The organism is Thalassiella azotivora, from assembly GCF_054781695.1.
Genome location: NZ_BAAGTX010000012.1, coordinates 15489 through 29919 on the forward strand (window position 1 = coordinate 15489; position 14431 = coordinate 29919).

General features: G+C 77.7%; 11 protein-coding genes. 2 read left to right on the plus strand and 9 right to left on the minus strand.

Annotation, left to right across the window (positions count from 1 at the left end; genetic code table 11):
- Positions 1–16: 16 nt before the first annotated feature.
- Positions 17–1459, minus strand: coding sequence for an adenosylhomocysteinase (gene ahcY, locus ACYVQV_RS09600; RefSeq protein WP_461023058.1), 1443 nt, complete (start codon positions 1457–1459; stop codon positions 17–19).
- Positions 1460–1960: 501 nt separating this feature from the next.
- Between ahcY and ACYVQV_RS09605 the strand changes: the two genes are divergently transcribed.
- Positions 1961–3322, plus strand: coding sequence for a hypothetical protein (locus ACYVQV_RS09605; protein WP_461023059.1), 1362 nt, complete (start codon positions 1961–1963; stop codon positions 3320–3322).
- A 16-nt stretch (positions 3323–3338) separates the two neighbouring features.
- On the opposite strand, the gene ACYVQV_RS09610 is transcribed toward ACYVQV_RS09605, so the two are convergent.
- The 6 genes from ACYVQV_RS09610 to ACYVQV_RS09635 form a co-directional block, all read right to left on the minus strand.
- Positions 3339–4265 carry a cation diffusion facilitator family transporter gene (locus ACYVQV_RS09610; RefSeq protein WP_461023060.1) on the minus strand — a complete coding sequence of 309 codons (927 nt, stop codon included), beginning with the start codon at positions 4263–4265 and terminating at the stop codon, positions 3339–3341.
- Positions 4266–4342: 77 nt separating this feature from the next.
- Complete coding sequence (locus ACYVQV_RS09615) at positions 4343–5521, minus strand: SIS domain-containing protein (protein WP_461023061.1); 1179 nt, start codon at positions 5519–5521, stop codon at positions 4343–4345.
- A 4-nt stretch (positions 5522–5525) separates the two neighbouring features.
- The gene (locus ACYVQV_RS09620; protein WP_461023062.1) at positions 5526–5717 is read right to left on the minus strand and encodes a Trm112 family protein; all 192 of its coding nucleotides are present in this window, start codon (positions 5715–5717) and stop codon (positions 5526–5528) included.
- The gene (locus ACYVQV_RS09625; RefSeq protein WP_461023063.1) at positions 5714–7273 is read right to left on the minus strand and encodes a phosphomannomutase/phosphoglucomutase; all 1560 of its coding nucleotides are present in this window, start codon (positions 7271–7273) and stop codon (positions 5714–5716) included. The genes ACYVQV_RS09620 and ACYVQV_RS09625 overlap by 4 nt, the downstream gene beginning before the upstream one ends.
- 101 nt (positions 7274–7374) lie before the next feature.
- Positions 7375–7671 (minus strand): hypothetical protein, encoded by a 297-nt coding sequence (locus tag ACYVQV_RS09630; protein WP_461023064.1) that lies wholly within the window; start codon positions 7669–7671, stop codon positions 7375–7377.
- A gap of 357 nt (positions 7672–8028) precedes the next feature.
- Entirely contained in the window at positions 8029–8409 is a 381-nt protein-coding gene (locus ACYVQV_RS09635) for a DUF3499 domain-containing protein (protein WP_461023065.1), read from the minus strand.
- A gap of 80 nt (positions 8410–8489) precedes the next feature.
- On the opposite strand from ACYVQV_RS09635, the gene ACYVQV_RS09640 reads away from it, so the two are divergent.
- Positions 8490–9029, plus strand: a complete 540-nt coding sequence (locus ACYVQV_RS09640) for a metallopeptidase family protein (RefSeq protein WP_461023066.1) — start codon at positions 8490–8492, stop codon at positions 9027–9029.
- A gap of 27 nt (positions 9030–9056) precedes the next feature.
- Here ACYVQV_RS09640 and ACYVQV_RS09645 read toward each other — a convergent pair whose 3' ends face one another.
- Complete coding sequence (locus ACYVQV_RS09645) at positions 9057–10706, minus strand: DUF5719 family protein (protein ID WP_461023067.1); 1650 nt, start codon at positions 10704–10706, stop codon at positions 9057–9059.
- On the minus strand, positions 10703–14299 hold the full coding sequence (locus ACYVQV_RS09650) for a glycosyltransferase (RefSeq protein ID WP_461023068.1): 3597 nt from the start codon (positions 14297–14299) through the stop codon (positions 10703–10705). The genes ACYVQV_RS09645 and ACYVQV_RS09650 overlap by 4 nt, the downstream gene beginning before the upstream one ends.
- Positions 14300–14431: the final 132 nt, after the last annotated feature.

Here is a 14431-nt window from a genome sequence, read left to right on the forward strand (position 1 = left end):
CACCTCGGACGGCACCTCAGTACCGGTAGTGCTCCGGCTTGAACGGGCCGGCCACGTCCACGCCCAGGTACTCGGCCTGCGCCTTGGACAGCTCGGTGAGCCGGACGCCGAGCGCCTCGAGGTGCAGTCGCGCCACCTTCTCGTCCAGGTGCTTGGGCAGCACGTAGACCTGCTTGTCGTACTGGTCCGTCTTCGTGAACAGCTCGACCTGCGCGATCGTCTGGTTCGAGAACGAGTTGCTCATCACGAAGCTCGGGTGCCCGGTCGCGTTGCCCAGGTTCATCAGCCGGCCCTCGGACAGCACGATGATCGAGCGGCCGTCGGTGAACGTCCACTCGTGGACCTGCGGCTTGATCTCCGTCTTGGTGACACCGGGGACCTTGGCCAGGCCGGCCATGTCGATCTCGTTGTCGAAGTGGCCGATGTTGGCCACGATCGCCTTGTCCTTCATGCCTTGCATGTGCTCGGCGGTCAGGACGTCGAAGCAGCCCGTGGCGGTGACGAAGATGTCCGCCTGGTCCAGGACGTCCTCGATCCGGGCGACCTGGTAGCCGTCCATGGCGGCCTGCAGCGCGCAGATCGGGTCGATCTCGGTGACGATGACGCGCGCGCCCTGGCCGCGCAGCGACTCGGCGCAGCCCTTGCCCACGTCGCCGTAGCCGGCGACCACGGCGACCTTGCCGCCGATGAGGACGTCGGTCGCGCGGTTCAGGCCGTCGACCAGGGAGTGGCGGCAGCCGTACTTGTTGTCGAACTTGCTCTTCGTCACCGAGTCGTTGACGTTGATCGCCGGGAACAGCAGGGTGCCGGCGCGCTGCATCTCGTAGAGGCGGTGGACGCCGGTCGTGGTCTCCTCGGTGACGCCCTTGATGCCGCGCGCGATGGTCGTCCACCGCTGCGGGTCCTCGGCGAGGGTGCGGCGCAGCGTGTCGAGCACGACGCGGTACTCCTCGGAGTCGTCCTCGCTCGTCTCCGGGACGGCACCGGCGGCCTCGAACTCGACGCCCTTGTGCACGAGCAGCGTGGCGTCGCCGCCGTCGTCCAGGATCATGTTCGGGCCGGTGGCGCCGTCCGCGTCCGCGGGCCAGGCCAGGATCTGCTCGGTGCACCACCAGTACTCGGGCAGGGTCTCGCCCTTCCAGGCGAACACGGGCACGCCCTGGGGGTCCTGCGGGGTGCCGTCGCGGCCCACGACGACGGCCGCGGCGGCCTCGTCCTGGGTGGAGTAGATGTTGCAGGACGCCCAGCGCACCTGCGCACCGAGGGCGACCAGCGTCTCGATGAGGACCGCGGTCTGCACGGTCATGTGCAGGGAGCCGGCGATCCGCGCGCCCTGCAGGGGCTGCGCGTCGCCGTACTCGGCGCGCAGCGCCATCAGACCGGGCATCTCGTGCTCGGCGAGGCGGATCTGGTGGCGCCCGGCCTCGGCCAGGGAGAGGTCAGCGACCTTGAAGTCCAACGGGAGAACCTTTCGTCTACGGGGCGGGGTCAGCGGTCGACGGACGGCACGCCACCGCGCCGCGGCCGGCCGCGAGGCGGCACGCTGCGGTGCTGGACGTCGTCCCGATCGACCCGGCGCGGCCCCTCTGGGCCTGCGGCATCACCGACGCCGGACCGCCCCAGGGTACCTGCCGACGCGGGCCGGGGGCACGGGCGCGCCGCTGCGCCGTCCCGGGGGCGTCGCGCAGCTTCGCGCCCGGCGCGTGCCGGTCCTGTGCCATATTCCCTGCCGCAGCCTCCTGCCGCAGCACGGCACCCGTCCGCCTCCCCGCTCCCCGCGACCACCGGCGAACCGGCCGGCCCGACGTGGCAGCGGGCTGACGACGGGGACCCGGTGCCGGCGACGGACCGCACGGTTCCGCGCCGGTCCGACAGCCCGCCCCCGGGAGCAGGAGCGCCCTCCGTGCACGACACCACGCCATCGAGCACCCCTCCATCGAGCACCACACCCCCGCCCGCCGTGCACCCGACCCGTCCGCCGGGTGGGGCTCAGCAGCAGTGGGCCGCCCAGCCCTGGGCCGCCCAGCACCAGTGGGCCGGCCAGCACCAGTGGGCGGGCCAGCCCTGGGCCGCGCCCCCACCACCGAGCCGCCCGACGGCCCGGTGGGTCGTGCTCACCGCAGCGCTGACCGGCGTCGTGGGCCTGCTGCTCGGTGCCGCCCTCGGCGTCGCCGGGACCCTGGCGCTGACCGGTCGGGACGCCGGCGCCTGGGAGCTGGCGGGGCCGGCCGAGGAGCGGCTGCCCGAGCGGCTGCCGGAGCTCGTCACGTACGTCGAGGAGCGCACAGGACGGTCGTTCACCAGCGAACCCGTCGTCGAGGTGCTCGGTGACGCGGCCTTCGAGCGGGCGCTGGCCGAGCCGTCGCCGGTCGCCGAGGACCTCGCCGCGGGCACCGACCAGCCCGCGGGGGACTTCGCCGCCACGGCCGAGGCGCTCGGACTGACCGAGGACGCCGACCGGCTGACGGCCGACGCCGAGGGCTCCTGGTCCGGCGGCGTCGCCGGCTTCTACGACCCGGCCACGGACCGTCTCGTCGTCCGCGGCACCCAGTGGACGCCGACCGTGGAGGCGACCGTCGTGCACGAGCTCGTGCACGCGCTGCAGGACCAGCACGTCGACCTGGACGCCGCCACCGCCGCCACCCGGGACGACGACGACACCTACCTCGCCCTCAGCGCCGTCAGCGAGGGCCAGGCCAGCGTGGTGGAGACCGACTGGGTCGACCAGCAGGACGCCCGCTACCAGGACCTCTACTGGGACGAGGACGTCCCGGGCGGCTCGCTCCCGCAGGAGCCCCTGACGGAGGCCCTGTGGTACCTGCCGTACGACCTCGGCTGGACCGCGGTGACGGACCTGGAGTCCGCCGGTGGCACGGAGGCGGTCTGGCGCGCCCTCGCCGACCCACCGGTCACGCTGGAGCAGGTCCGCGACGCCGCGGCGTGGCAGGCGGGCGGCGCGCACCTGGCGGACCCCGTCCCGGTCGTCGCGCCCGCCGCCCCGCAGGGAGCCGAGGTGCTGGACACCGGGTCCCTCGGGACGTACCTGCTCACCCTGCTGACCGTCGAGGACCCGCAGGAGTGGTTCTGGCTCGAGGAGTCCGTGGCCGGCTGGGCCGGGGACCGCTACGTCACCTGGGTGCAGGGCGGCGGCGCGTGCACGGCCGCCGACGTCGTCCTGGACGACGGCAGGGCGCTGGAGGACCTGACCGCCGGCCTCGAGCCGTGGGTGGCCGCCGGCGGGGCGGTCACCGTGACGGGCGCCCCGGGGCCCGACGGCGCGGCGCCCGGGGCGGTGCTGCGCCTGCAGCGGTGCTCCGGGTGACCCCGGTCGCGTCGGCTCAGCGGACGCCGGCGACCCGGTGCCGCAGGTCCGGCTCCAGGTAGATCACGCGGGCGATCGGCACCGCGGCGCGGATCCGACGCTCGGCCGCGTCGATGGCGTCGGCGACGTCGTCGGCGCTCGCCGACGGCGGGACGGCGATCTTCGCGGCCACGAGCAGCTCCTCCGGACCCAGGTGCAGGGTCTTCATGTGGATCACCGACTCGACGCCGTCCCCCGGCAGCGCGGCCTCGAGGGCGGCGAGGTGCTCGCGGCTGGCCCCCTCCCCCACCAGGAGCGACTTCATCTCCACCGCGAGGACCACCGCGATGACGACCAGCAGCAGACCGATCATGGCCGTGCCCACCGCGTCCCAGCGGCCGTCGCCGGTGGCCAGCGTCAGCCCCACACCGGCGAGCGCGAACACCAGGCCGAACAGGGCCCCCAGGTCCTCCAGCAGGATGACCGGCAGCTCGGGGGCCTTGGACGTGCGGACGAAGTCCTTCCACGACCGGCCACCGCGCACCCGGTTCGACTCGATGACCGCGGTGCGCAGCGCGAAGGACTCCATCACGATGGCGACCAGCAGCACCGCCACCGGGACCCACTGCCACGACTCGATGGGGTGCGGGTCCGACCACTTGTGCCACGCCTCGTACAGGGCGAAGCAGCCGCCGAGGCTGAACAGGACGATCGCCACGACGAACGCGTACACGTACCGCTCGCGGCCGTAGCCGAAGGGGTGCTCGGGGGTCGCGGCGCGCTTGGCCCGCTTGCCGCCGAGCAGCAGGAGCGCCTGGTTGCTCGTGTCGGCCAGCGAGTGCACCGACTCGGCCAGCATGGACGACGACGACGTCAGCAGGTACGCGACGAACTTGGTGACCGCGATGCCCAGGTTCGCGAACATCGCCGTCAGCACCGCCCTGGTGCTGCCCTCCGCGGCCATCCGCTGCTCCTCTCGTCCCCGGCGCGGCGCGCCGCCCCTCCTGGCCGGCCGCGAGCGCGCACCGGGCGGCCGACAGGCTAGACCCGGGGCCGCACTCCCGCGTCCCAGCCTCCGCGCAGCGCGTCGCGCAGGTCGGCCACGTGCGGCGAGCTGGCCGGGTCGCAGCCGGTGGCGAGCGCGAGGTAGGTGGCGGCGAAGTCCACCCGGGCGACCAGCTGGGCCAGGCGCCCGAGCGGTGTCGCGGCGTCCGCTCGGACCTCGCTGGTGCGCACCCCCGCCTCGTCGGCGATCCGGCGCACCGCCCAGGAGACCTGCTCCTGCTCCGGTCCCAGCAGGACGAGGCGCAGCAGCGTGCGGGGCCCCGCGCGGCCGTCGCCCAGGGGGTCGGCGAGGGGGTCGGCGAACAGGTCGTCGACGGCGCGCGCGGCGAACGGGCCACCGAAGGTGGCGACGACGTCACCGGCGTCGTCCGGGAGGGCACCGTGCACGGCGGGCACCCGTGCGGTGCGGGACAGGACGGTCGCGGCCCGCCGCGCGGCCACCGCCCCGACGTCGTCGAGGCCCAGCAGCACCGGGACGCTCTCGTCGAGCTCGCGGGCGAGCACCTTGGCGGGGTTGACGAACGCCTCGGACGAGGGTCTGCAGGCCTCCGCCTCGGCGTCCAGCAGGTCGGCCACGGCCTCGAGGTCCGTGGGCCCGCCGAGCAGGCCGAGCCGCTCGCAGGCGCGCAGCACCGGGGTGAGCAGCGACCACGTCGCCGTGCGGGTGGTCGGGGCCGAGGTCGCCTCCCGGCCGGGCTCGGGCAGCGGCACGTGGACGCCCCGGGTGGCCGCCGAGACCTCGGCCAGCGGCGAGGACGCGGCACCGACCGTCAGGACGGCGGCCCCTCGGCGGCCGGCCTCGCGGGTCAGGGCGACCGGGCCCTCGGCGCCCCCGGACAGGCTGGTCGCGACGAGCAGGTCGAGCGGCCCGACCCAGGCGGGCAGGGCGCCGCCGGAGCGGTGCACCACCGGGACGGCACCAGCGGCTCCGACGAGGGCGGCGACGGCGTCGGCGACGACGGCCGACCCGCCGCGGGCCGCGACGACGACGGCTCGGGGCCGGTCCTGGGGCTCCCAGCGCGAGAGCGCCGAGTCGTCGGCGAGCTCGAGGGCACGGCGGACCTGGGCTCCGGCCCCGGCCAGCGCGCGCAGCGTCCCCGCCGGGTCCGCGGCCGCGAGGGCCTCCGCGTCGTCGAGGACCGACTCGTCGATCACGTCGTCACCGCTGCGGCGGTCGCGCCTCGTCGACGAGGAGCACGGGGACGCCGTCCTCGACCGGGTACGCCAGCCCGCACGCCTGCTCACGGCAGACCAGCTCGGGCCCGCGCGGCCCGTCGGCGTCGGCGAGCTCGCCCCTGCAGGCGGGGCAGCGCAGGATCTCCCGCAGCCAGGGCTCGATGGTGGCGGTCACGGTGCCTCCTGGGTGTCGACCGCGGAGGTGCCCGCGGCGTCGGTCGGTCCGGTCGTCGGTCGGGTCGTCGGTTCGGTCGTCGGTCGCGTCGGCGCGGTCGTCGGCCGGCCCTCGCGCACGAGGTGCAGCACCTCGTCGCGGACGGCGGCCATCGTGGCGTCGTCCACGGCCTCGACGTTCAGCCGCAGCAGCGGCTCGGTGTTGGACGCGCGCAGGTTGAACCACCAGCGGCCGCCCGGGTCGCTGACGGTGACGCCGTCCAGGTGGTCGACCTCGGGGCCGCGGTCGGCGAAGGCGTCCAGGACGCGCGCCGTGGCGGCACCGGCGTCGGCCACGGTGGAGTTCAGCTCGCCGCTGCTGCGGTACCGGCGGTAGCGCTCGACGAGCCGGGACAACGGCTGGTCGCCGCGCCCCAGCGCGGCCAGCACGTGCAGCGCGGCCAGCATGCCGGTGTCCGCGCCCCAGAAGTCGCGGAAGTAGTAGTGGGCGGAGTGCTCACCGCCGAACACGGCCCCGGTGCGCGCCATCTCCGCCTTGATGTAGGAGTGGCCGACGCGGGTGCGCACCGCCCGGCCGCCGGCCTCGGCGACCAGCTCGGGCACGGCCCTGCTGGTGATGAGGTTGTGCAGGACGACCGCAGGCCGGCCGTGCGCGCGCTCCGCGGCGACCTCCTGCACGGCGACGAGCGCCGTCACGGCACTCGGGTCGACGGGCTCACCCCGCTCGTCCACCACGAAGCACCGGTCTGCGTCGCCGTCGAAGGCCAGGCCGACGTCCGCCCCGTGCGCGAGCACGGCCGCCTGCAGGTCGCGCAGGTTCTCGGGCTCCAGGGGGTTGGCCTCGTGGTTGGGGAAGGTGCCGTCGAGCTCGAAGTACAGCGGGACCACGTCCAGCGGCAGCGCCGCCAGGCCGGCGGCGTCGCCGAGGACGGCCGGGGCGGTCAGTCCCGCCATCCCGTTGCCGGCGTCGACGACCACGCGCAGCCGCCGGCCTGCTCCCAGGTCCACGAGGGAGCGCAGGTGCGCCGCGTAGTCCGCGAGCACGTCGCGCTCGCTGCGGGTCCCGGCGACCGGCGAGGGCGGGACGCCGTCGCGCAGGTAGCGCTCCGCGAGGGCCCGCACGTCCTCCAGACCCGTCTCCCGGCCGACCGCCCGCGCCCCCGCGCGGCACAGCTTGATGCCGTTGTAGCGGGCGGGGTTGTGGCTGGCGGTGAACATGGCGCCCGGCGCGTCCAGCGCGCCGCTGGCGTAGTACAGGCCGTCCGTGGAGCACAGGCCGATCACCACGACGTCCGCGCCGCGGGTGGTCGCGCCCTCGGCGAACGCGTCGACCAGACCCGGCGACGAGGGGCGCATGTCGTGCCCGACGACGAGGGTCCGGGCGGCGGAGCCGTCCTGCAGCAGGACGTCCGCGGCGGCGGCTCCGAGGGCCCGCGCCTGGTCCGGTCCCCACTCGTCGGGGACGACCCCCCGGACGTCGTACGCCTTGACCACGGCCGCCAGGTCGGCGGAGCCCTCCCGTGCGCCGGACGCCGCGCAGGCGGCTGGTGTCGACATGCGCGCACCGTACCGGGGACGGGCCCGGCGGTGGGGCGGCGGTCGGCGCGGCGCGGGAGGTCCGTGCCGACCCAGGGCCGACAGAGGGCCGGCCCCCGGGGTCAGGCCGTCTTGCGGGTGCGCTCCAGCACCGTCTTGACGTCCAGCTCGACGCCGTCGTGGTCCCAGCGCCGGGTCTCGCAGCGGTGGCAGGAGGTGAACTGCACGGGGGTGCCGTCGGTGAGGGTCATGTCGAGCCGGGTGACCTGGGCGCTGCCGCAGGAGTGGCAGGCGGCCTGCGCGGCGGCCGGTCGCTGGGTCAGGGACCCCAGGGGCAGCGCCTGCGGCTGGTTGCCGCGGCGGCGGGAGCGCTGACGCGGCAGGGTGGTGGCACGGGCTGCGGCGGCGGTGGGGGCCATGACGGTGTCCTCCGGACTCGTGGTCTGCGGCGTGCGGCTCGCCCTCCGGGGCGGCGGCACCCGCTGTATCGGGCGCTACACGTCGGAAACTTGAATCCCGGACTTTCATGACGCACCCCGGATGCACCTTTCACCCGAACGGAGCATCCAGCGCCCGCCCGGTTCGCACCGTCCCGTACCGGTACCTCCCGGTCCACGCGGGTGACGGCGGGCCCCTCGCACCCGCCCAGGACCGGCCGGGTGGGCCCGCGACCTGCACCGCGGGTGCACGCGGGAGGCGGGCGCGACGTCCCGCGACGGCAGGGCGCCGCGGGGCCGGGGCGGCTCAGCCGTCGCGACCCCGGGCTGCGATCGGCCTCAGCCGTCGCGGTCGCGCAGGACGCGCAGGTGCCCGCGGCGGCCGACCTCGACCGCGTCGGAGGGTTCGGCGACGGGCGCGGGCCGGGCTGCCTCGCGGACGGCGTCCGCCAGCGCGAGCAGGTCGTCGTGGCTCGGGCCGGCCTGCGTGACGTCCGGGGCGATCCGCACGACCTCCCAGCCGCGCGGGGCGGTGAGGCGCTCGGCGTGCACGGCGCACAGGTCGTAGCAGTGGGGCTCGGCGTAGACGGCGAGCGGACCCAGGACCGCCGTCGAGTCCGAGTACACGTACGTCAGCGTGGCCACCGCCTGCCTGGTGCAGGCGCTCCTGCTGCAGCGACGCGATCCACCCACGAGGCGGGACGCTACCGCCTGGCGCACCCGCGCCGCCGCATTGGCCGCCCACCGCACCCGTGTCGTGCTGCCGCTCACCCGACCGGCGGCCGACCTACGCTGGGGGCGTGGCCACCTCCCCGTCCCCCGGCCCCCGTCCCGACCGGCGCGGTGACGCGGTGGCGCCCGCACCGGCGGACGGCGCCCGGGTGGGTCCCCCGCGCCCGACGCCCGCGACCGGTCCGGGTCCGTCCCGGCGCCGGCCCCGGCGACGCGACCGGCACGGTCGCGGGCTGCGCGGCCCCCTCCTGCCGGCCGGACTGCCCGGGGCCCGGACCCGCTCCGAGCGGTTCGACGAGCTGGTGCTGGACGCCGTGGACCGGGTCGCCGGCCCGTGGCGGCCCCAGGTCGACGCGATCGAGCTGGTCGTCGAGGACGTCCCGCCCGGCGACCCGTCGCCCTGGGAGGCGGGGGAGATCCCGCTGGGCCGGGTCTTCCCCGCCGAGCGGGACCTGCCGTCACGGGTCGTGGTGTACCGCCGTCCGGTGGAGACCCGGGCCACCGACGAGCAGGAGCTCGCCGACCTCGTGCGGGACGTCGTCGTCGAGCAGCTCGCCCACGCGCTCGGCGTCGACCCCGAACGGCTCGACCCGGGCTTCGGAGGCTGAGCCGGGCGTCGCCGTCCGGCACCTCGGTCAGGGCACTCGTCCCCCGACCGCGTGCCGGACGGCGACCGTGGGCGGGGTCGGTGCCGGCTCGCCGACGGTGACGAGCGACACCATCTCGGACCGGCGCAGCAGCAGCCCGGCCGCGACCGCGCCGTCCTGCACCTCGACGAGCACCCCGACCTCGGCGCCCGGCACCTCGGCGCGGCCGCGCGCCACGGTCGTGCCCGCCGGCACCTCGACGACGACGGCCTCGTCCGTGGTGCCGTCCGCGCGCACGGGCGTCAGCGCCACGCGCGCGGGGCCGCCGTCGGCGGCCGGACGGGTGCCGGTCAGCACGATCCGCGTGGACAGGCGCTGCAGCGTGGCGGCGGCCTCGGCGTCGCTGCCCGGCGCGGGCTCCTCCGGCGGCGGGTCCCCCGCCGAGGTCGCCACCGCGTCGGCCGTCGGCGGCAACGCCACCGTGGTGGCGCCGTCCTGCTCCGTCAGGTCCGGGGCGGACGCCGACCACGCCACGTCCGTCGGGCGAGCCGGGTCGGGGCCGCCGTCCGGCGCCCCCTCCCCCGCCAGGACGCCACCGCCGGCCACGAACGGCGTGGTGGACTCGAGGACCGCCGTCCACACCCCGTCCGGGACCGCCGGGTCCAGGGGGACGTCCACCACCGTCCCGGGCGCCACGGTCACGACCTGCCCGCCGCCCGAGACCTCGCGGTCGGATCCGAGCAGCCGCCACGTCACCACCGCGTCGGACGCGGTGCCGGCAGGCACCGCGACGCGCAGCGTCGAGCGCACCCCGCCGCCGACGAGCAGGGACGGCACCACCTGGCGGGTGGACGGCGGCGCCGACGCCGAGACGACGTCCACGCCGCCGGGGACCAGGCCGCGCAGCGCGCCGTCCTGGAGGAACGAACCGACCCGCCCCCCGGTGACGGCGACCCTGACCGCGACGGCGGGCTCCCCCGGCGCCAGACCCTCCAGCAGCACCTCGCGCCGCTCACCGGGCGGGACGACCAGGCCGCGCCCCGCCGCGGGCGACAGCGGACCGGTGCCCGTCAGGACCTCCAGGTCCACGGTGGCCGCCGTCCGCCCGGGGTTGGCCAGCACGACCCGGCCGCTGCGACCGGTCTCCGTCCCGCCTCCCACCAGCCAGGCGCTGGTCCCCGCGGTGACGCACGCACCGGCGGTGAGCCCACGCAGGTCCCCGTCACCCGTGAACGCCGTCTGCAGGCCGGCCACCGTGACCGACGCGTCGCCCGCCGGGGTCGCTCGCACCCCCAGCGGCCCGGCGTCGGGCAGCAGCACGGCCCCCGTGCCCTCGGTGACGTCGTCCCCGGCGCGCGACGCCGTCCCGGACGTCGTCCCGAGCGCAAGCGCCGACAGGTCGGCCGCCGCAGCGGGCCGCAGCAGGGTCGTCACGGACGCCGTGGGGGCCGTGGTGGCGCGGAACTGCTCGTCCGTCGCGTCGTCCTGGGCGCCCACCGCCCCGACGGCCTCGTCGTCCCGGCCACCGGTGAGGACCGGGGGCCCGGGGCAGGCCGCCAGCGCGGTCGCCGCCGGGGCCTGAACCTGACGGGCCGCCAGGGTCGTCGGGGAGGGGGCCGGCGTCGCGGTGGCCAGCGCCGTGACGCCGGCGACGGCGAGCACGACCGCCGCGCCCGTGACGGCGGACGGGACCCTCATCGCGTCCCCCGACGGCGGCCGCCCGGCAGCGGCGCGGCCAGCAGCACCGCCAGCAGCAGGACCACGGCCTGGGCGACGCGCCAGACCGGCTGCCAGGGGTCCACGTACTCCACGACCAGCCTGCCGCCGTCCGCCCCGACGTCGAACGCCTGGGCCCACCCGCCGTGCAGCGCCGGCTCCAGCCGGCGGCCGTCGAGCCGCGCCACCCACCCGGCGTCGGCCCGCTCCGCGAGGACCACGGTGCGCGCCTCCTGACCCGGCTCCGGTGGGAGCTCGGCGGTGGCGGCCACCCCGTCGGAGGGGACGACCGCGACCTGCGTCCCCTCGCCGTCGAGCAGGCGCACCGCCGCGGGGCGGTCAGCCGCGTCGCGTCCTCCCCCGGAGGGGGCCACGACGCGCCACGCGACGGCCGCCTCGGTCTGCCCCGAGCGGGTCAGCCCGACGGTGGCGTCCAGGACCCTGACGAGGTCGGCGTCCTCCTCAGCGGGAGCGGTCGTCCCGGCCGGCGCGGGGACGGTCCCGGGGCCGCTCCCGTCGTCGGCCTGCTCGGGGTCGGCCTGCTCGGGGTCGGCGACCTCCTCGGCGTCGGCTGCCGCCCGCTCGGGGTCGTCGGACCGCAGCAGCACGTACCCGACCCCCAGGTCGGCCAGCGCGGGCCGGGGGTCGCCGGCCCCCGTCACCAGCGCCACCACGGCGTCGTCCAGGGCCCGCAGGCCCCGGTCGGTGACCTCGGGCTGCGAGCCGTCGACGCTGGCGCCGGCGCGGCCGCCGGGGTCGGGGACGAGGCGCGCGGCGACGACGGTCGAGGCCTCGTCCGTGCCCGCGCCGCGGCCGCGGACCAGCGCGGCCACCACCTCGCCGTCCCGCTGGTGCAGGACGAGCGAGCGGACCCGGTCGGGTGAGACCGCGGCGTCCGCGGCGACGGCGGGCAGCAGCTCGGAGGCGCTGCGGTGGACCGGTGAGGCACCGTCGCCGGCCCCGCTCTGCCAGGTCCAGGCAGCCAGCCCGGCGACCGGGCCGGCGACCGCCACGGCGGCGACCAGGACGATCCCGAGCCAGCGCCAGTCCGTGCGGCCGAACCAGCGGGCGACGGGACGCCAGCGACGCCGCAGCCGACCCCCGGCACCCGAGCCGGAGGCGGTTCCCGCAGCCTTCGCGTCGGTCGCATCGGTCGGGTCGGTCGGATCGGTCGGATCGGCCAGGTGGGTCGGATCGGCCAGGCGGGTCGCGTCGGCCAGGTCGGTCGGGGCGGCGGCGGCTGGCACGGGGGCGGCGGCACCCGCGACGTCGCCGTCGGCCGCCGAGCCGGCGTCCCGGGACCGGCGCCGGGCCGTCACGCCGTCGGCTCCGGCGACACCGGCGACCAGCAGCCCGGCGAGCACCCCGCCGAGCGCCGGGCCGGGCCAGGAGCGGACGGTCGTCCCCAGGTCGAGGGCGACGTCCACGCGGGAGGCCAGGACGCCGGTGGTCAGACCGAGCAGGACCAGGCCCCACCCCCAGCGCGCGATCGCACCGGCGGAGCCGCTGCGCAGCAGCGCGAGCAGGGCGGGCAGCAGGACCGTCCCGGAGGCGACCGCGACCACGACGGTCGCCGTCGTGCCCGACAGCGCCGGCCACGACGCGGGCTCGGCCGGGTGGCCCAGCAGCTGCCACCACGCCGGCGCGGGCTCGAAGGCGGTGGGCGTGCCCGGCGACCCGACCAGCGCGCGCGGCGAGGTCAGGGCGTCCACCCACCACGGGCCCAGCAGGACCGCCGCCGGCAGCAGCGTCCACAGCAGGGCGGCGGCCCGGGACCGGTGCCGCGCGGCCGCGACCGCCACGAGCAGGACGGCTGCGGGGACGAGGACGGGCGCACCGGCGAGGACGACTGCGAGCGCCAGGCCCGCCCCGGCGGCCGGCGCCCACGCGTAGCGCACGAGCGGCGCCCGCACCGCCGACACCGCACCCCACAGCGCGTACGGCAGGGCGACGTGGGCGAGGACGGGTCCGAGCCGCCCCTGGTCGAGGGCGGTGACCAGCGCGGGCGCGCCGGCCCAGACCACGCCGGCCCAGGCGCGCAGGGCCCGGGAGCGCGTCAGCGTCCCGGCCGCGCCCCAGGCGCCGGCCCCCGCCAGCGGCAGGGCGAGCAGCCAGAGCAGCGTGACCGCGAGCCGCGGCGATCCACCGGTGAGCGCGGCGACGGCGGCGAGGACGAGGTGCAGCGGGTCCGCCGCGGCCGCGGTTCCGAGCCCGGCGGGCCGCCAGGCGGAGGTCGCCGCCGCCCACAGGTCACCCAGGGACGCGGGCGGCACGGCCAGGGCCCCGCCGGACACCGCGCCGGGGCCGACCAGGCGGTGCAGGGCCAGCGCGGACACGACGGCGAGCGCGACGACCAGACCGCCCACCGGCAGGAGGCCCCGCCACCGGTCGCCCCGGGCCCCGTCCGTGGCGGGTGCCGGGCGCGAGCGCGCCCGCCGCAGGTGCCAGCGCTCCCGGTGCCACCGCAGCACCTCGCCGGTCGGGGTCTGCAGCGGCCGCAGCTCGGCCCGCGGCCGGGTCCGGGTGGCCGCGGCACGACGCCGGCCGCGCCACACCCGGTCGACGCGCAGCAGGGCCGCCAGCGTCCCCCGCAGGTCCTCGGCGCCGCGACCGGGCTCCTTCGCGGCGACCCGCACGAGGAGGCGCGCCAGGGCACCGACCAGGAGGGCCGGGTAGAGCAGCGGGAGCAGCGCCGGGTGGGCGCCGACGAGGCGCAGGTGCGCGGTCTCGCGGCGCGTCACGACGGCGGGCTCGTCGGTCTCGACGACGGCCGGGGGGACGACGACGACGCGACGGCCGGCCAGGCGCGCCCGTCGGCAGAGGTCCAGCGCCGCGGCGCAGCTGCCGAGCGTGGGGTCCGTCCCACCCAGGCGCCGCAGCAGGTCGTGGTCGACGAGCATGCCCGCGGTGCTGACGGCGAGGACGTCGTCGCGGTGGTCGAGCTGGCCCTGGTCGACGTCGCCCGGCTCCACCCCGGTCATCCGCCGTCCCCAGCGGCTGGTGGTCGACCCGGCCTCGAGCAGCAGGCGGCGCCCGGAGGCGTCCCGCTGCTTGCAGCCGAGCACGCCGACGGACGGCCCGCGCTCGACCGCGCGCACGAGCTGGTCGAGGGCGTCGGGCGCGGGTGCGGCGCCGTCCTGCAGGAGCCACACCCACTCGGTCGTGGCGTGGCCGCGTCCCGGCGCCGAGGGACGCGCGCCGCCCCCTGACGCGGCGTCGCGCGCGGCACCGGGGGCTCCCTCCGGGGCGTCAGCGGGGGCGTCGTCCAGCGCGGCGACGGCGCGGGACGAGGCGGGGTGCAGGTCGTCGGGGCCGAGGTGGACGAGACGGGCACCGGGCAGCCGCCCGAACGGCTCGCGGTGGGCGGGGTGCGCGCCGGTCGGCTCGTCGGCCGACGGGTGGCTCGGCTGGTCGGTCGGGTCGCCGGTCGGGTCACCGGTCGGAGCACCGGTCGGGGCGTGCTCGGTCACGACCAGGACGGCGTCGGGTCCCCGGGTCTGCCCGGCCACGGCGTCGACGACCCGGTCGAGGGGGTCGCCGTCGCGCCGGGCCAGGAGCAGGGCGGTGACGTGCACCCGCCCAGCGTGCACGGAGCGGGCGGCCGGCGGGTCGGCGGGGGCGGCCCGGCCGGCGCCGGCGCCCGCGCGCGGGCCGGTGCGACCCGAGGGGTCCGTCGCCGAGCCCGCCGGCGGCTGGCCGGAGGGTGC